The sequence below is a fragment of the Paenibacillus sp. FSL H8-0260 genome (assembly GCF_045040625.1).
Taxonomy (GTDB): Bacteria; Bacillota; Bacilli; order Paenibacillales; family Paenibacillaceae; genus Paenibacillus_AQ; species Paenibacillus_AQ odorifer.
The window spans coordinates 5,156,198-5,173,915 of the sequence record NZ_CP150298.1; the positions used below are offsets into that span (position 1 = coordinate 5,156,198).

Genomic DNA, 17,718 nt, shown 5'->3' on the forward strand with positions numbered 1-17,718 from the left:
TTCTATATTAATTCAAATCTACTTAACTGCCTAGCCTTCACTTTAAATAGTGCTCTAATGTTCTCCGTACCGCTCCTGGGCCTGCCATCATTTCCTGGAACATAATCTCAATCTTATCACCTAGACCAATCTCGTACAACGGAACCCCAAAAAGTCGCTCATCTTCAAGAATGGGGCGCACACTTGCGGTTTGGTCTCCAAGCGAAACTCCCTGCAGGTAACCTTGCAGTGTTTCTAGTAACGGATCTGAACTCAATGTGAAGACCTCTCCAGCATCATTCACTCCAAGTAAGTAACGACACCACACAGCGATAGCCAGTGGAATCGCCGTTAGCTGCGCTGGATCGAGCTCCTCCCGTCGAATATAGGATTTAATAGTTTCACCGAACCGTATACCCACCTTCTGCGAAGTATCTGTAGCAATCCGCTGCGGAGTATCGGGGATAAATGGATTGGCAAAACGCTCCGTAAGGACTTCGTCCAGAAACTGCTTTGGACTGAGAATCCCCGGGTCCACTACGACGGGCAGGCCTTCTTTGTAACCGATTATCTCCACAAACCTCCGCAAAGTATCGTCCTTCATCTCATCCGCGATCAAGGTGTAGCCAAGCAGACAACCGGAAACAGCAAGCGCCGTATGCAGCGGATTAAGGCAGGTCGTTACTTTCATCGTCTCCACCTTGTTGACTGTCTCCCGGTCCGTAAGAATAATTCCGGCTTCCTCTAGTGGTGGACGTCCGTTCGTAAAGTTATCCTCCACTACAAGATATTCGCTGATCTCAGCATTTACGAAAGGAGCGGTATATGTGTTTTTGGAGGTAATGATCACATCCATATCACCAATTCCCTGTTCCAGAAGCGCTGCCTGTACACTCTCCGAAGGACGTGGTGTGATTTTATCGATCATGGACAATGGAAAGGTTATTACTCGTTCATCTTCCAGATAACGCACGAAGTCTTCTATAACAAGTCCTCTTTGGGCCCATTCCTTAGCGATGGACACAACACCGTTCTTCAGCTTGTCGCCATTGTGTGAGCAGTTGTCCATGCTGACAAAGGTCATCGGATATTGGCCTTTCAGATATCTTCGATAAGCAAGCGAAGCTACAATGCTCATGACATGAACAGGATGCTCCGGTCCGCTCTCAATATCCTTTTCCACAATGCCAAAATATTTATCGTACGGATCCGTCAACGAGTAACCCTTCTCCGTGATGGTGAAACTAGCCATTTGCAGGCTGGGATTCTCGAACACCTCGATCAATCGACGGTACTCCGCTTCGCGGTTTTTGTCCGCTGCGATTCCCTCCACAATACTACTGACTACTCTTTTGTGGAAATCACCACGAGCATTCATCAGTACTAAAAGGGTCAGATTGTCGTAGGGCTTGTAGACTTTATCAATCATTTCGAAATCAAAGGTTTCCACCGCAATAATACCTGTATCCGACTTTCTGCTATCCAGCAGCTTCTGATGAGCATTTGCCACGAATCCTCTGAAAATATTACCTGCACCGAAATGAATCCATTCCGGTTTAAGCTGTGTATTGTTTGCTACCTGCTCATAGTCGAACTGTGGAAGCTCCACACCAGCAGCTTTCCAAGCTGCTTTTTCCCCTTGGATACTGCTTCTGGTCAGATGCAGCATTTATTTTGCCTCCTTGACATTATCCAAGCTATCCCAAACACCAAGCAAATACATGATGCCCATAGCTCTATCATACAAGCCATAACCCGGTCGGCAGTTCTTCTCTTCCCCCCACAGATGCCGCCCGTGATCCGGACGTACATAACCAATGTATCCGTTCTCATGATAGGCTTTGACCACCTCGGCCACATCAACACTTCCGTCACGCCCACGGTGCGACACCTCAATGAAATCACCGTTCTCAAATACCTTCACATTGCGGATATGGGCAAAATGAATACGATCATGGAACTCGCGGATCATCGCTGGCAGATCGTTATCCGGATTCGTGCCGAGTGACCCTGTGCAGAACGTCAAACCGTTGTACGGGCTGTCCACTAAATCCAAGAAGCGGCGGATCATATCCCGATTGCGGATAATACGCGGCAGTCCAAAGATCGGCCAAGCCGGATCATCCGGATGGATAGCCATCTTGATGTCCACTTCCTCGCATACTGGAATAATGCGTTCCAGGAAATACTGGAGGTTGTCGAACAGTTTATCTTCCGTCACATCCGCATAAGCCGCAAACAGCTCATCCAGCTTTGCCAACCGCTCCGGCTCCCAGCCCGGCATCGTGAACTTTCCAGCTCCCTTCAGAATCCGGTCCACCATCTCACGCGGATTATCGGTAATGGCAGCCTTTTCATAAAAGAGAGCATTCGAGCCATCAGGCAACTCTTTATACAGCTCTGTGCGGGTCCAATCGAAAACAGGCATAAAATTATAGCAGATCACCTTAACGCCAACCTTGGCGAGTTTACGAATGGTGTCGATATAAATATCGATATATTTATCACGGGTCGGCAAGCCGATTTTGATATCATCATGAACGTTGACGCTTTCTACTACAGCCGTGCTGAAACCCTTGCTGGTGATTTGGTCCGCCACTTCTTGGATCCGTTCCATTTCCCACACTTCTCCGGCTACTTTCTCATGCAAAGACCAGACAATCCCCATAACACCCGGAATCTGCCGAATATGATCCAGCGTGATATTGTCATTGCCCTCGCCATACCATCTCCACGTCATGTTCATTGATAAACCCTCCTGTGAATTCGTTTTCAACTATCTTGTATACAAGATTTACTTGATCATAGAATAAGAACAATTCTTTGTCAATCACAATTTGATCAGGAATTTTATCCTGAAATCAAGGAATATCCACCCTATTTTCATCCCAATGATTTTAATGAACGAACTTATCATGTATACTAGTACTGTATCTGTCATTAACAATTGAAAGCAGGAACAGAAATGTCAATTAAAGCTGAAATTCTAAACACACTGAAGCAAGAAATCCTCACGCTGGCGTTAAAGCCAGGCACCATTCTGAGTGAAACAGCCTTGTCTGAGCGGTTTCAGATTTCACGTACGCCGTTGCGTGATGTTCTCAAACAGCTTGCACTGGAATCTTATACCGATATCTATCCGAAAAAAGGTAATATTGTCTCCTTTATTGATCTTGAATCTGTTGAACAAATCACATACTTGCGTTGCACACTGGAAAAGGAGATCCTCAAGGATCTTTCTGCACAGCTTTTACTACCAGGAGTGCACGAGCTTAAAGAAATTCTTAAGAAACAGAAAGAGGTCATCGGGCAGGAGAATGCTGTAGATTCTTTCCTTAATTTAGACGACGAGTTTCACCGGGCCTTGTACAGGCTTGCTGGACGTGAGTATCTGTGGACTCTGATCCAGCAGTCGAATGTGCATTATCTCAGGTACCGCAGACTGCACATGCTTAAGACCGACAAGCTGGAAGAAATCTGGAACGAACACCAATCCATTCTTGAGCTTATGGTGCAAAAAGAAACCGCCAAAATCGGCCCGCTAATCCACCACCATCTCCGGGAAGATATTCATTCACTGGATTTTCAGGAGAATTTCTCGGAATATTTAAAGAAATAGTCAGCCATAAGACGGCTTACTGCCTTAAAACAAACAAAGAGACATCGTATGGAATTCTCCGTGATGTCTCTTGTTAAATTTACATAACGTTTTCTAAATCCAATTATCTCTTAATCCGATACAGAATGACTCTCTTTTTGAGCCAGCCAATCAATATGGCATCCATGAAACCCATACCGCCACGATTGATTTCCCCATATTTAGAGTTTCCGTGTTTCCTCGCTTGATGGGTTACCGTAACTTCAATAACTGAAAAGCCGTTCATCTTAGCCACCGTGGGCAAAAAGCGGTGCATTCCATTATATAAATAGAAACTGTCAGCTACCTCCCTTTTGAAGAGCTTCATAGGACAGCCTATATCATAAATTGAACCTCCAATAATCCAATTACGGATTTTTTTCGCGAAACCTGAAGAAACTTTCTTAAACCACGTATCTTTATGATCTGCCCATTTTCCATTTACAAAATCTCTTTTCTTGATGAAAGGCATTAATCTAAAGATGTTCCGTGGATCTGTCTGTAGCGCTGCATCCATAAGGGCGATCAGTTCGCCCTGGGAATTTTTTATCCCCGCCCAAATGGCTGCCGTTTGCCCGTAGTTTTTTTCAAAATGAATGACCTTTACCGCTTGATCCATCTGTGCGATTTCATTTAACAGCACGGCACTACGATCCCTACTTCCATCATTCACCAGTACGATTTCGTAATGCTCAATTCTCCCTCTTAATGCTTCAGTAATACTTAAGTAAAGATCGTATATATTTTCCTCTTCATTAAAAATAGGTACGACCACGGAAAGGTGAGTCATCGAGCAACACCTCACTATCCACTTATTTTAGGAGTTCAGTAGAGAGGTTGGTTTTAGGATCCCTCACTAGTCTTAATTGTTTTTTCTCAACCGCCTTCATCACTTCCTCACCTTCTACATCCAGGTTAGGAAGCAAGCGATCGAGCCACTTCGGCAAATACCACGCTGATTTTCCCAGCAAAGTCATTACACCGGGAACGATGAGCATCCGGACAACAAAAGCATCGAACAAAACCCCAAAGAGAAGTGCAAAGCTCATCACCCTGATGTTCGGATCTTCTGCCAGCATGAATCCCGTGAAAACAGAGATCATGATCAGTCCTGCAGCTGTAACTACCCCGCCGCTGTGATGAATACCGGCCAGAACGGACTTTTTGGCATCCCCACTTTTCTTAAATTCTTCCCGCATTCTACTGACGAGGAAAACTTCGTAGTCCATGGCAAGTCCGAACAAAATGCCGACGACCATGATTGGGAGAAAATTGAGTATGGGAGCTTGCCCATTAAAATGGAACACATTTTGCAAATGTCCATCCTGTATGACGAAGGTAATGAAACCTAATGTAGCCCCCAAAGAAAGAATAAATCCCAGGACCGCTTTGATGGGAACCAGGATGGACCGGAATACCATCACTAGAAGAACAAAAGCCAAGCCGACGATGATGATACAGAATTCAGGCAGCGCCTCGTTCAGCTTCTGAGAGATATCGATATTTACGGCTGTGCTCCCGGTTACTTTCAGTTTCACATGATTTTGACTCTCGATTTCTGCTGCTTGACTGCGAATTTGTTTAACCAGATCTACCGTTTTATTATCTGCAGGACCGGTAGCCGGAATCACATGAATCAAAGAAATCTTTCCGGAAGGACCAGGAACAGCAGGAGCAATCGTACCAATGTTAGGATAGGTTCTAAGTTGTTCCAGCGCCCCAGACAGATTGGCTGCAGCATCTTGTCCACCATCAGTTTCGGCTAGGATAACGAGCGGACTATGATACCCCACACCGTATGCCTCTGTCATCAGATCGTATGCCCGCCGCTCAGTTAATTCCGGCGATTTTTGCGCATCATCCATGGTGCCTGTCTCCATGTTGAAGAAAGGTATTGCAATAGTGCCCAGCAATGCTACACCAAGGATCACAGCCAACCATGGGCGCCCGGTAACAACCCCCCCCCATAAATTACCTCGAGTCTCGTTCTTTTTGTTGCGGGTTGAACCTTTGGAACTTTTTTTCGATTTGGCTTTGATCAAGCCTCCCATCGCTTCGAGGATAGCAGGAACCATAAAAATAGCGATGAGAACAGCCACGAAAATGCAAAGCGCAGCGGCTAAACCCATTGCGGTAAGAAAAGGAATACCAATCACCGACATTCCCGCAAGACCGATAATAACCGTTATGCCTGCAAAGACAACCGCACTCCCTGCCGTGCCGTTCGCAATCGCAATTGCTTCTTTTCTTTCATAACCTTCGGCAAGCTGTTGCCGATATCTTGAGATAATAAACAACGCGTAATCGATCCCCACTGCCAAACCAATCATGCTGGCCAGAGATAGAGCAAAAGAAGGGGTGTCGAAGAAATTCGAGCCGATGATGATCAACATCACGCCGGTACCAAGACCAATGACTGCCGTAAGAATCGGTAAGATCCCCGTCAGAACAGATCCAAAAGCAACGGTGAGAACAAGAAGCGCAATGAGCACCCCTATCCCTTCTGTAACGCCGCCGATCTCCATTTTCACATAACCAGAGCCAGTTAATTCAGCTTGTAAGCCGGCATCACGCAAAATACCTGCCACATCAAGCACACGTTCCTTTGATGTTTCTGTAACATCACTACCTGGAGTATTGTATGAGATGGTGGCATAGCCAATTTTGCCATCTGCACTTACCGAATGATTGTCATAAGGACTTACTACTGCTGTGACCGCCGGATCCTTAGCCACTTCCTCTAACTGTGCACCAATTAATTGCTTAGTTGTGTCTGAGGATAAGGTTTCATCCGTTAGTGATTTCATCACCAACTGAATTTTGCCGCTGTTATCCACAATGGAGGGAAATTCCTGATACATCTGTTCCATCGTTTTTATGGACTCCAGTCCAGGGATAGTAGTTCCCTCATGAAGCTTAGGCCCCATCGAAAGAGCTACGATTGCCGAGATCAGCAGGATGGCAATGCTTCCTAGAATGACTTTAACGCGGTTGCTCGCCGACCAGAACCCAAGCCGGTACAATAATTTGGCCATTTCAGTATCGTCTCCTCTATACTAATGTTTTTCTCTATGCCTTTATCTTATAGAAGAGAAGTCTTGCTAACATCGTCCAAAGGGGCGGACACGCACTGCCCTTTCGGGCAGCCCATTAGTCCGCAAAAAAAACATGCGAAAGATTTCTTTCGCATGTTCAAAATTACATATGTAAAATCCCCCGTTCCAAAGCGGCCGCCACTGCCTGCGATCGCGAATCTACCCCTAGCTTGTTGTAAACATTCGTCAGATGAGCTTTTACAGTACGTTCTGAGATTCCCAAATCAAAGGCGATTTCTTTACTTTTGAAGCCCTGCGCTACACTTTGCAGAATTTGAGTTTCTTTATCGGATAACAAGGATACTTCTTTATGAATCGGAGCCGAAGCCTTCTGCTGCTCGCGAGCAGAAATCACTCTCTCCATGATTTCTGCTGAGAGCAAGGTTTCTCCTCTTATCGCCGATTCAATATTCCTGAACAAATTTTCCCGGTTCGTATCCTTTAATAAGTAACCTCTCGCACCCAAGGCCAGTCCATTAATCATTAATTCATCTTCGTTGTAAGTCGTCAAAATAATAACTGGAACGGAGTTGTTCTTCTCCCTCAATACCTTCATGGCTTCCAGTCCGCTCATGACCGGCATATTCAAATCCATCAGGATCACATCCGGTCGCACTTCATCTATAAGGGTTATAGCTTCCTGCCCGTTTACCGCTTCTCCAACAATTTGAAACTGTTCATCCGTCTCCAGGATCAGCTTCAAGCCTTCCCGAACAACAAAATGATCATCTACGATCAGAATTTTCACTTGCGTCATGTAGGGTCTCCCTCACTAAATGATGTCTCAACCTGAATGCTTGTTCCAGCTGAACTGCTGCGCACCTTCAATTCTCCTCCAATCAGCCTTACCCGCTCCTGAATCCCGAGTAAACCGTAGTGTCCGGCATCCTTGCCGATGGCGTCTGTGTTAAATCCCAAACCATTGTCTCTGATTTCTATAAAAAGCCGCTCATTTTGATCGGACAGGGTAATCCACACCTTGTCAGCCCGGGCATGACGGGCGATATTGGTCAGACCTTCTTTTATAATGTGTAAACTATGTTCCATCATTACTCTAGACAACCGTCTGGTAAGCTTAAAATCCATGGTTACAACGATACCTGTAGCTTCACCGAAATGCTGTGTTTCATAATCGACCGCTTCCCTAAAATCAATCTCTGAAGCTGATTTCGCCCGCAAATTGTCAATTGCTCTACGAGCTTCGGCTAAGGTTGTGCGAGCCTGCTTCATAGACTGTCTGACAATTTCTTGAGAACGCTCTGTGTTACCCTTGGTCATATGGGCATCCGCGGCTTCGAGCTGCATAATTAATCCAGCCACTCCCTGCGCCAACGTATCATGCAGATCCCGAGCCATTCGTTGGCGTTCATTAGCCAGTGTCAGCTCCTCTACCTTTTTATGGGCCTCTTTTAGATCATGCAAAAAATTCTGAATTCTGAGACGCTCGCGAACCTGTTGAAAAAACAATAATGTATACGCTAAAACGATCACAAGCATCAGAACAAATAATGGCATAAATACGATCAATTCATCGGTATCGCCCACAGTAAGCGATGAATCAAAAAACAAAATTATACTAATAAGGGCAACGAAGACGATTCTTTTTATCCGAAATGAAAAACCAAGGCTTTGGGCAATCAGGACCGGAAGCAATCCCATCAACACTGCTTGGTACCCCTGCGGCATCAAAATCGCACAAAGATAAATTAAAATTGCTTGTGCCGAAAAATAAAACCAAAATTGCTTATTAGTGATTCGATAGGAGTTCCAGTGCAGCAAAATATGGACCGTGAATAAGCCTGTAAATATAGAACTGGATAATATTTGAGGGTCCTTAAGAAACTGCAGCAACATAGTTCCAATATATACAATGGATACCCAAATCAAAAGCGGCAATCTGGACGCAAACAATTCATCGATGAACAATAGTCCGGCTTTTCTTTCTTTCACTTGGCTGACCCTCCTTCTCCTCTATTATAAAGATTTAACCTACATGTTGGTAATGTACGAAAGTACATGTACGTTTGGGCAATCGAGATCGCCTTGTCTGTAATGCCTTCCCGGATAAAACTTCGTTATAAGAAGAAGCACACACGATCTCTATTCCCTATTAAAAAAACAAAAAAACCTTGATTTCTCAAGGTTTTCGTAAAAAATGGACAAGAACTATAACCCCGCACTAATAGCTTAAATCTGCACCGTTAGAGGTTATGACCTTTTTGTACCAGTAAAAGCTGTCCTTACGCAGACGCAGCAGCGTTCCATTGCCTGCATCATCCTGATCAACATAAATGAAGCCGTACCGCTTGCGCATCTCTGAGGTGGAAGCCGAGATCAGATCAATACAGCCCCAGCTGGTGTAGCCCATCAGCTCCACGCCATCGGCAATGGCTTCCGCCATCTGCTCAATATGCTGTGCCAGATACTCTATCCGGTAGGGATCACGGATCGTGCCATCCAGTTCGAGCACATCTGCAGCACCCAGACCATTCTCTACTACGAACAAAGGAAGCTGGTAGCGGTCATGCATCTCCTTGAGCACAAACCGCAGCCCCTTTGGATCGATCTGCCAGCCCCAATCGGAAGTTTTCAGGAAGGGATTCTTCAGCCCTGTGGACAGGTTACCTTCCGTGGTGGCCGTGATACTCTCATCTACACTGACTACTGAGGACATGTAATAACTAAAGGAAAGAAAATCCACAAGATTGTCCCGCAGCAAAGCTTCGTCTCCCGGCAACATGGTTATTGTCACTCCATGCTGCTCCAAATGCCGGCGGATATAAGAAGGATAATAGCCTCTAACCTGAACATCGGAGCAGAACATTGCCATTTGGTTCTCAGCTTGTGCTTTCAGCACATCACCGGGATGACAGGAATATGGGTAGAGCAGCTTGCGGGCCAGCATGCAGCCGATCTGGAACTGCGGATTGATCTCCCGGCCCCGCTTAATCGCAAGCGCACTGGCTACGAACTGGTGATGCAAAGCCTGAAAAGCAATCTGCTTCTCATTTGACTTGCCATCCAAAATAATCCCTGCGCCCAGAAACGGCGCTTTGAGTGTACAGTTGATTTCGTTGAAAGTCAGCCAATACTTCACCTTATCCCGGTAACGGGTGAACACAGTCTCCGCATAACGGACGAACAGCTCCACCAGTTCTCTGGATTCCCAGCCGTTGTATTTGGTGACTAGGTGCACCGGCATTTCATAATGGGAAATGGTGACCAGCGGCTCGATATTATATTTGCGCAACTCATCAAAAACATCGTCGTAGAAACGCAGTCCTGCCTCGTTAGGTACCTGCTCATCGCCATTCGGATAAATACGAGGCCAGGAGATGGACATACGGAATACCTTAAAACCCATCTCAGCGAACAAGGCGATATCTTCTTTGTAGCGGTGGTAGAAATCAATCCCTCTGCGTTTGGGGTAATTCCCCAGATTATCATCCTGTACGGCCTCTTCTAGCTGTGGACCGGACATGGACAATAGCTGTTCCAGGCTCTGCCGTTCCTTAGGAGGACAATATTTGACTACGTCAGCAGTGGACAAACCCTTGCCGCCCTCATTATACGCGCCTTCGACCTGATTGGCGGCTACCGCACCGCCCCACAGGAAGTTTTCCGGAAATGGATAAGTCATCGGTTGAGCCTCCTTTTATTAATGGGTGGCAGCGGTTGCTGCCGCTTTAGCTTCAGCCTGCTGCTCTTGCTCCAGCGCTTCGGCATCGGCTTTTTTGAAGAATGGATAGTAGATCATGAAGCTTGCGCCAATCATAACCAGCTGGAACGCACTTACGCGCCAGCCCCCGTTCATCCAGCCATTGACCAGCACCGGAATGCCCAGCGGTACCTGAATCCCATGCAGCACAGGAAGGATACCCAGCGTCGTCAGAAGAATCGCCAGACCACTACTCACCAGCGGAGTCAGGATAAATGGAATCATAAACCGAACATTCAGCACCAATGGCATCCCGAAAATCACCGGCTCATTGACACCGATCAGACTTGGGATAATTGCCAGTTTACCAAGTGTCTTATAACGTGTAGATTTGGCAAACAGCATCGCAATAATGAGACCTAACGTTGCCCCTGCACCACCGATCAGTACATAAACCGGGAAGAACGGCGAACCAATGATATGCGTACCTTCCACACCTCTTTGGTAAGCGTCCAGATTCTCAAGTCCCAAAGCCACCCAAATCGGGCCGACAACGGAATAGACTACCAAGGTGCCGTGAACTCCAAAGAACCACAGCAGGTGAATTACGAAGATGCAGATCAGCATCGCCCACCAGGTACCCCCCAGACTAGTCAGTGGCAGCTGGATGATCGAGAAGACAAACTCGTGCATATTGCCATATTTCGTTGCGGCGAAAATCGCCGTCAGCACCAGCATCAGAACCGCTACGATAAAACCAGGCGTAAGCGCGGCAAAAGATTTCTCAACCGTGGGCGGAACACCCTTCGGCATTTTGATATAGAATTTCTTTTCCAATACAAAGGTATAGATCTTACCTACCAGCAGTGCCAGGATGATTGCCACGAACAATCCTTTGGCACCCAACCAGGAGTAACCAAATGCTTTGGTCACGCCATCATCCAGCAGTCCTTTTGGTGTAACTAGCAAGAAACTCATCAGCGCCAAAATCCCTGCCGAAAAGCCTTGCTGCTTATGTTGGGTAGCGAAATTGTAAGCGATGGAGAACACCGCGTAGAGTGCGATCAAATCGGTGGTTACAGTTGCCGGAATCGAAGTATAAGTTTTGAGTCCAGTGCTTTCCAGGAAATTCTGATAAGGATCAAGCTTGAGTGCATTAATCAGGGAAAAAATAGCGCCCAGAATCAAAATTGGCATCAAGGCCATCAGACCGTTGGAAATAGCGCTGATATAGGTGTTTTTTTGGATTTTCGTGCTGACTTTCTGGATCTTGGCTCTCCATTCTGCGCCGCCTGCCATGACTTAAGCCCCCTTCTCCATCAGTTCAAGTGCTGTAGCCAGCACCTTGTCCCCATCCATCATGCCATAGTCCATCATATCGATCGTAGTTACTGGAATGTTCGGATATTCTGCGGCCAGATCGCCTTCGGCATGTCCCATTTGTGGTCCAAGCATAATGATGTCAAAAGGCTTTTGATCGGCGATGTCACTCTCCGCCACCGCATCAATAACCACTTCAACCCCTTGTGTCCGTGCCGATTCTTTCATCCGTTCCACCAGCATACTTGTCGAGAATCCGCCTGCACAGGCGAGCAATATTTTTTTCATCTTAGTTCACCGATCCTTTCAATTCTAGTTCGAGCGCTTTGCGTTCTTTGATTTCTTCGATCAGTTCCACAGCCAGTTCTCTAACCGTCAGGGCATTCATCAAATGATCCTGCGCGTGAATCATCAGCAGCGTAATTTCTGTCTTTTCACCCCGGCCTTCAGCCTGGATCAGCCCCGTTTGCACTTTATGTGCTTTGGTCAGGCTGGTCTTGGCGTTCTTAATCATCTCGCCCGCTTCTTCCAGGTTTCCGGCGCGCGCGGTTCTTACCGCTTTTAGGCTAAGGCTTCTTGCCTCTCCGCTGCTGGCAATAATCTGCATAATCGTTTGTTCATAATCCATGGGTTCTCCACTCCGTATCGTCATTTTTTTATAGTAGGTTCTCTATCTCATTCATAAATTGCTCATAACTATTCGTGTTTAGCAGCCGGTTACGGCTGTCTTCCTTCTCCATTAGAACCAGTAGCAGCTTGCTGATCTCTTTGTGCAGGAATAACTGCCCCGGACCCAGATTGATCAGAAAAATCAATTGGACCGGCTTACCCTCATAGATCAGCGGTTTCTTCAACACGGTTACACTGATACAGTCGCGGATCGCGCTCATCCGCATCGGATGAGGGCCGGCCACCCCATTATTGTAAATGGTGGTGAATTTCTGCTCTCTGAGCAGCACTTGTTCGGGAAAATCGTCAGCTGCATAATGATTGCCCACGATCTCCCGGCAGCGCTGCTTTAACAGCTCCATGTAATCTTCGTCCGAACCAGACAGATGAAACAGCTCCCTGCGGAACAAATCCTTGAAATCCATCAGCTTGTAGGACGGTTCTGTGCGATTAATCTGCAAAGACAATATTTCTTTGATCCGCTGAATCTCTTGATCATCCAGCAGCTGTTTGATATGGATCACCGGTTTTTCCTTAATCTCTGTTGCCAGCGGCACAGTAGAGAGGATCAGATCCACAGGCTTGCTGCTGATCTCCTCCACCTCCGTGATGGAGGCTGTGATCACCGACGCTTTGGGGAATACCGCTTCCAGCTTCAGCCGGATTAACTGGGCACTGCCCCCTCCCGTCGAGCAGATCACGGCAATCCGCTTGAACTTCTCCAGATTGCGCTGCTGCATCCGTTCCAGATGGGTGGCAAAATGCAACGCGACATACCCTGCCTCATCGCGCGACATCCGAAACCCGTACTGCTCCTCTACAATCTCAGCGAAGCGGAAGGAAATGACGAACACATTTGCATACTGGCTGTAAACATCCTCCACCAATGGGTTGCCGAGCTGAAGATTGTAATACAACCGGTTCAGCAGCGGGAACATATGCAATAGCAGTGCTTCGCGCAGCTCTTGATCTTGAGTGAATCCAGTAAGGAACTCGCGGTCCAAGCGCTCCAGAATAGCCGTGATTCCCTCCCGCAGATGCGATTTGGTCTCTTCCGACATCCGTTCCATAATGGTCTTGCCAGAAATGTGCAGCGCCAAATAATCAATCTCATCCGCCGGAAGCTTAATCTGGTATTGAGAGGAGATGAAATCTGCAATACTCCCGGCAATATCCTGATACAGCGGCTCAGGTGTTCCCTGCAAGGCTTGTCCAGCCACAATGAAATTGTGCTTGGAAACTCTGTAAAGAAGAATGAACAGATGGGTCAAGATATTATCCAGAAACACATCCGAGATCTTCAGTTCTTTTTCCTTGAGGATTTGCAGTAGAAATCCCTTAAGCTGCTCAGCATCGAAGTCCTGACTAAAAGCATGAAAATCCTCCGTATGCTGCAGCGTATGACCCGATTGCAAGATAAAGTAAGAAAAGGCTTTACGGAAGTCTTGCTCTTCCCCCTCGATTTTCATGCCATAATGAGCCCGACGTTTCAAGCTAAGCCGGAAAGCGGCAAGTCGCTGCTCTACTTCCTTCAGATCGGAAATAATAGTAGAACGGCTAACGCCGATTTCTTCCGCCATGTTATCCATAGACTGATAGCTATCGTTCTGTAAGAGATAGAATAGTAAATACTGCTGGCGTGATTGCTTATTATCGAGATCCACCTGATCCAGCTGCAGCATTCCTTTTTCCTGGTAGCTACTGAATTTGGCTTCATCGCCAATCTCCAGTAGATAACCCTGGCCGCGGATCATACGGATACCGAAACCATTCGCCTCTCCTGTTTTGTCGAGTGCACGGATCACGTCACGGAGAGTCCGTTCGGACAACCCCACTTCGGCAATCAGCTCACTCATGCGCACAGGACTCTTGCGGGTATATAAAATATTAACAATCGTATATTCTCTCACCTTAAATTCCCTCATTTGTGATACTAGTATCGGATGAAGCACTCAGCTGGTTATGAATACATCATACGTGGAAGCGTTATCTTCTGAACAGTTTGTATTCTGCTGTTTGGAACGGCAGAAACTGACGGATAGGAAAATAACGGATTAAATTCTTAGCATACATTATTTGTGGCCACAAATCAGGAGGAAATATACAACAAAGAGGAGAGTGTGATGTGAGGGGAATAGGATCAATATGTAGGTTGGAACCAGAAGTATCTTTTACTAATCAAAAATCCCAAGGTCAGTATGACCTTGGGATTTTGATTATCTTCTGCGGGAAATCCCGCATGGCTTTGCAATATGTTATCCACTACATGCCCACAGCTGAGGAAACTGCGGCAAAGATTGCCGCCACCAGCCAAAGAATCGGAAACAGCTTGAGTATTACCTTTAACCATTGTCCAAAATTGATCCGGGCGATGGCCAAACCTGCCAGCAGCACACCGCCTGTTGGCGAAATGAGATTCGTTAGTCCATTTCCAAATTGGTATGCGGTTACTACCGCTTCGCGGTTAACACCCACAAGATCGCCTAATGGTGCAAGCACTGGCATCGTCAAGGCCGCCTCTCCTGATGACGAAGGAACCAAGAACGTAATAATATTATGCACGACCAGCATGATGGTGGTGAACAAGTAATTCGGTAAACCCTTAAGCATAGTAGCTAGGCCATTCAAAATGGTATCGATAATCATCCCGTTCTCTGCAACGACGAGGATCCCCCGGGCTAAACCGATGATCACAGCAGCGTAGATAAATTCCCCGCAACCTTTAACAAAATTCTCGGCAATTTCCTTTTGACTCATCCGGGTGACAATCCCCGAAAAAATACCAAGTGCAAAGAAAAGCGCTCCGATCTCAGTCATATACCAGCCTTTGCTCAGTATTCCCCAGACAATAAGCCCCAAGGTAAAGATGAAGCCGCCAATAATTAATTTATCCCGATTGGAGAAACTTACTTCTATCCCATCATTCTCCTTGATGAAGTGTTGGCGGTTTAGAATATCATTTTGGAATACCGCTGATTTCTCCGGATTCTTCTTCACCCGTTGCGCATACCACATCGTAAAACCAATCGATATCGCAGTAAAAACAACCCATTCAATAAATCTCAGCCATAGCTGTGGATTTCCCTGCACCCCTGCTACGCCTTGCGCAATCAATACAGAGAAAGGATTAACGGTTGATCCGACATAGCCGATCTGTGTTCCGAGAAATAAAATTAGAATCGCCGTCATGGAGTCAAAGCCCAAGGCAAACATTAACGGTATAAAAATAGCGTAAAGCGGAATGATTTCTTCACTCATCCCAAAGGTGGAACCCCCCAGGCTAAAAATCACCATGGCTATCGGAATCAGTAATATCCCTTTACTTTTGAGTCTTCCGGCTAAAGCCATCAGTGCCCGGTCAATCGCCCCCGTCTGCAGAATAATTCCAAAAGCTCCCCCTACAATCAGGACGAAGGCGACGACATCAGCAGCATTGATGATTCCCTCCAACGGCGCACTGGCAATTTGAGCGAATCCTTGTCGCAAATCCCCTTGCTCACTGATTTTAGGAACGGTATGATAGGTTCCCGGGATGATGGCTGTTCTGGAGGAACCATCCACCAGCACTTCCTGGCGGTCAAATTGGCCGCTCGGGACAATCCAGGTTAATCCGGCAATAGCCACGATAATCAGAAAAATCAATGTATAACTATGAGGAAGGGACCATTTTATTTTACGTTTAACCGTTTCCATTTCTACCCCTCGTTCCTGGCAGCATCATAGGTGATTTGACCGGAAGTAATTGTCAAAATCACACGTGCATCTCTAATCTCGGTTGCAGCTGTATCCAGAAGATTACGGTCAAATACAGCGATGTCAGCAGCTTTTCCAACTTCCAAGGTTCCTGTACTTTCCATACCGCAATGTCTGGCCCCGTTAATCGTCCAGGCCTTTAAGACTTCTGATGCCGGCATCCCCTGCTCGAAATTCCAGCCTCCCGGAGGGGATCCATCAGGGAACAGCCGAAAAGAAGCCGCATAGAGCGAATCAGGAACACTGGTGAGGAAAAGCGGCAAATCTGTACCTATCGTAATCGGAACATTGGCCTCAAGCATGGACTTGTAATTATAAAACCGGCTTTCATTTTCTTTTCCGGCCACAGCAGCCATATAAGCATCCTCATAAGAAGGATTCAAGAGCAAAATCTGGGCATATACCTCGGCAAAAATCCCATTCTCCCCCATCCTCTGAATGTCATCGGGATGTGGATATTCCAAATCGCTGATTGAATGCCTAATCCGCTGTGCTCCCCGGTTACGATTGCAATCTTCGATCATGTCTACTGCCTTACGAATTGCCGCATCCCCCTCAGCTGTTAGACAACATTTCATTCCATGGCTGTCTGCTGCCCGAAATGCCTCTTCTAACCCTTCGTAATCAACTGACTGCAAGTTTGTAACACCTGGCATATCCGCATAAGGCACCAGCATATCTCCCGTATGATCAGCTACCACACCATCCAACATCAGCTTATATCCCTGAAACCGAAGAAATTCTCCTTGATAACGCCCTTTGTACTGCAAACCCGTGGAAATATCAATCGGCTGCAATACAGGTTCAAGCGCAAAATGGACCCGCAACGGCAGCTCTCCCGCTGCTTCCAGCTCTTCAAGGACCGGCAGCAAACCGCTATGCCTGTCAAAACCTATATCTTTTATCGAAGTGACACCCCGCTTAGCAAGCATCCGGGCAAAGTCCAAAAACTCTTGTCTGACTAATTCCTGATCCTGCATCATGTCATGAAGGAGACGGGCGCGTGATTCCGCGCTGCATTGGTTAGGGAGAAACTGATACTTATCCTGAGCAAGCTTGTTCATCCAACAATAGCTTTTCGTCAAATTAATGGCTATTACAGCCCTTTCAGTAAAAGCTTCGTCTAATAAGCTTTGCCCCGGAAGCTCGCCCCAACACTCTTCACTCCACCCGTAAGCGTATACATTTTGCTTTAAGGGTGTTTTTTCTGCCTCTTGTTTTAGCAACTCTAAAGCCTCTTGGATTGTAGCGACATTCGTCAGATCCACTCCACGGTGCATGGACATGTAACCGGTAAAAAAGACATGGTTATCATGTACACCAGGCATAATGAACGCATCCTTCAGATGATGAACAAATGTTGCCGGTCCTATCCATTCCTCTGCTTCTGCCGGGTGACCAACCGCGACGATGCGCTCCCCTTGCAGGGCAATAAATGCTGGTGAAACGCCATCTTCTATTCCTGTAAATACTGCATTAGACAATAGTACCCGATCTGCAAAACCATGTTTAACTGCTTCCATGATTTCAACGCCTTTCTGCCGATTAATAATACGACTTATAACGTTATATCGAAGCTTCTGCTTCCCGCTTACCGCAAGAAGAAG

14 protein-coding genes are annotated in these 17,718 nt (G+C 46.5%); 1 reads left to right on the forward strand and 13 read right to left on the reverse strand.

Annotated features, from left to right (window positions below; translation table 11 throughout):
• Positions 1-37: 37 nt before the first annotated feature.
• Entirely contained in the window at positions 38-1,648 is a 1,611-nt protein-coding gene (locus MHI51_RS22965) for a mannitol dehydrogenase family protein (RefSeq protein WP_076276788.1), read from the reverse strand.
• A complete protein-coding gene (gene uxuA, locus MHI51_RS22970; RefSeq protein WP_076128893.1) occupies positions 1,649-2,725 on the reverse strand; it encodes a mannonate dehydratase in 1,077 nt (358 codons plus the stop codon).
• A 219-nt stretch (positions 2,726-2,944) separates the two neighbouring features.
• On the opposite strand from uxuA, the gene MHI51_RS22975 reads away from it, so the two are divergent.
• On the forward strand, positions 2,945-3,598 hold the full coding sequence (locus MHI51_RS22975; RefSeq protein ID WP_076128891.1) for a GntR family transcriptional regulator: 654 nt from the start codon (positions 2,945-2,947) through the stop codon (positions 3,596-3,598).
• A 103-nt stretch (positions 3,599-3,701) separates the two neighbouring features.
• On the opposite strand, the gene MHI51_RS22980 is transcribed toward MHI51_RS22975, so the two are convergent.
• From MHI51_RS22980 to MHI51_RS23030, 11 genes are all read right to left on the reverse strand, one after another.
• Positions 3,702-4,406, reverse strand: coding sequence for a glycosyltransferase family 2 protein (locus MHI51_RS22980; RefSeq protein ID WP_076220313.1), 705 nt, complete (start codon positions 4,404-4,406; stop codon positions 3,702-3,704).
• A 22-nt stretch (positions 4,407-4,428) separates the two neighbouring features.
• Positions 4,429-6,651, reverse strand: a complete 2,223-nt coding sequence (locus MHI51_RS22985) for an MMPL family transporter (protein ID WP_405173293.1) — start codon at positions 6,649-6,651, stop codon at positions 4,429-4,431.
• Positions 6,652-6,814: 163 nt separating this feature from the next.
• The gene (locus MHI51_RS22990; RefSeq protein ID WP_076218827.1) at positions 6,815-7,468 is read right to left on the reverse strand and encodes a response regulator transcription factor; all 654 of its coding nucleotides are present in this window, start codon (positions 7,466-7,468) and stop codon (positions 6,815-6,817) included.
• Complete coding sequence (locus MHI51_RS22995; protein WP_076218828.1) at positions 7,465-8,661, reverse strand: sensor histidine kinase; 1,197 nt, start codon at positions 8,659-8,661, stop codon at positions 7,465-7,467. Before MHI51_RS22995 ends, MHI51_RS22990 begins: the two co-directional genes overlap by 4 nt.
• A gap of 229 nt (positions 8,662-8,890) precedes the next feature.
• The gene (locus MHI51_RS23000; RefSeq protein ID WP_076218829.1) at positions 8,891-10,351 is read right to left on the reverse strand and encodes a glycoside hydrolase family 1 protein; all 1,461 of its coding nucleotides are present in this window, start codon (positions 10,349-10,351) and stop codon (positions 8,891-8,893) included.
• Between the two features lie 18 nt (positions 10,352-10,369).
• Positions 10,370-11,668 (reverse strand): PTS sugar transporter subunit IIC, encoded by a 1,299-nt coding sequence (locus MHI51_RS23005; protein WP_076128887.1) that lies wholly within the window; start codon positions 11,666-11,668, stop codon positions 10,370-10,372.
• A 3-nt stretch (positions 11,669-11,671) separates the two neighbouring features.
• Positions 11,672-11,977 carry a PTS sugar transporter subunit IIB gene (locus MHI51_RS23010; protein ID WP_036683292.1) on the reverse strand — a complete coding sequence of 102 codons (306 nt, stop codon included), beginning with the start codon at positions 11,975-11,977 and terminating at the stop codon, positions 11,672-11,674.
• Between the two features lies 1 nt (position 11,978).
• Positions 11,979-12,317 (reverse strand): PTS lactose/cellobiose transporter subunit IIA, encoded by a 339-nt coding sequence (locus tag MHI51_RS23015; protein WP_038572728.1) that lies wholly within the window; start codon positions 12,315-12,317, stop codon positions 11,979-11,981.
• Between the two features lie 28 nt (positions 12,318-12,345).
• Positions 12,346-14,268 carry a BglG family transcription antiterminator gene (locus MHI51_RS23020; protein WP_405173294.1) on the reverse strand — a complete coding sequence of 641 codons (1,923 nt, stop codon included), beginning with the start codon at positions 14,266-14,268 and terminating at the stop codon, positions 12,346-12,348.
• A gap of 352 nt (positions 14,269-14,620) precedes the next feature.
• A complete protein-coding gene (locus tag MHI51_RS23025) occupies positions 14,621-16,051 on the reverse strand; it encodes a YfcC family protein (protein ID WP_076276785.1) in 1,431 nt (476 codons plus the stop codon).
• 2 nt (positions 16,052-16,053) lie between these two features.
• Positions 16,054-17,634, reverse strand: coding sequence for an amidohydrolase (locus MHI51_RS23030; protein WP_076276784.1), 1,581 nt, complete (start codon positions 17,632-17,634; stop codon positions 16,054-16,056).
• Between the last annotated feature and the right edge of the window lie 84 nt (positions 17,635-17,718).

What these genes read in the sequence shown, in the direction of transcription:
- MHI51_RS22975 (WP_076128891.1), top strand. Translation starts at nt 2,945, where the DNA reads ATGTCAATTAAAGCTGAAATTCTAAACACACTGAAGCAAGAAATCCTC.
- MHI51_RS22980 (WP_076220313.1), bottom strand. Translation starts at nt 4,406, where the DNA reads ATGACTCACCTTTCCGTGGTCGTACCTATTTTTAATGAAGAGGAAAAT.
- MHI51_RS23000 (WP_076218829.1), bottom strand. Translation starts at nt 10,351, where the DNA reads ATGACTTATCCATTTCCGGAAAACTTCCTGTGGGGCGGTGCGGTAGCC.
- MHI51_RS22990 (WP_076218827.1), bottom strand. Translation starts at nt 7,468, where the DNA reads ATGACGCAAGTGAAAATTCTGATCGTAGATGATCATTTTGTTGTTCGG.
- MHI51_RS23005 (WP_076128887.1), bottom strand. Translation starts at nt 11,668, where the DNA reads ATGGCAGGCGGCGCAGAATGGAGAGCCAAGATCCAGAAAGTCAGCACG.
- MHI51_RS23030 (WP_076276784.1), bottom strand. Translation starts at nt 17,634, where the DNA reads ATGGAAGCAGTTAAACATGGTTTTGCAGATCGGGTACTATTGTCTAAT.
- MHI51_RS22965 (WP_076276788.1), bottom strand. Translation starts at nt 1,648, where the DNA reads ATGCTGCATCTGACCAGAAGCAGTATCCAAGGGGAAAAAGCAGCTTGG.
- MHI51_RS22985 (WP_405173293.1), bottom strand. Translation starts at nt 6,651, where the DNA reads ATGGCCAAATTATTGTACCGGCTTGGGTTCTGGTCGGCGAGCAACCGC.
- MHI51_RS23010 (WP_036683292.1), bottom strand. Translation starts at nt 11,977, where the DNA reads ATGAAAAAAATATTGCTCGCCTGTGCAGGCGGATTCTCGACAAGTATG.
- MHI51_RS23015 (WP_038572728.1), bottom strand. Translation starts at nt 12,317, where the DNA reads ATGGATTATGAACAAACGATTATGCAGATTATTGCCAGCAGCGGAGAG.
- uxuA (WP_076128893.1), bottom strand. Translation starts at nt 2,725, where the DNA reads ATGAACATGACGTGGAGATGGTATGGCGAGGGCAATGACAATATCACG.
- MHI51_RS23025 (WP_076276785.1), bottom strand. Translation starts at nt 16,051, where the DNA reads ATGGAAACGGTTAAACGTAAAATAAAATGGTCCCTTCCTCATAGTTAT.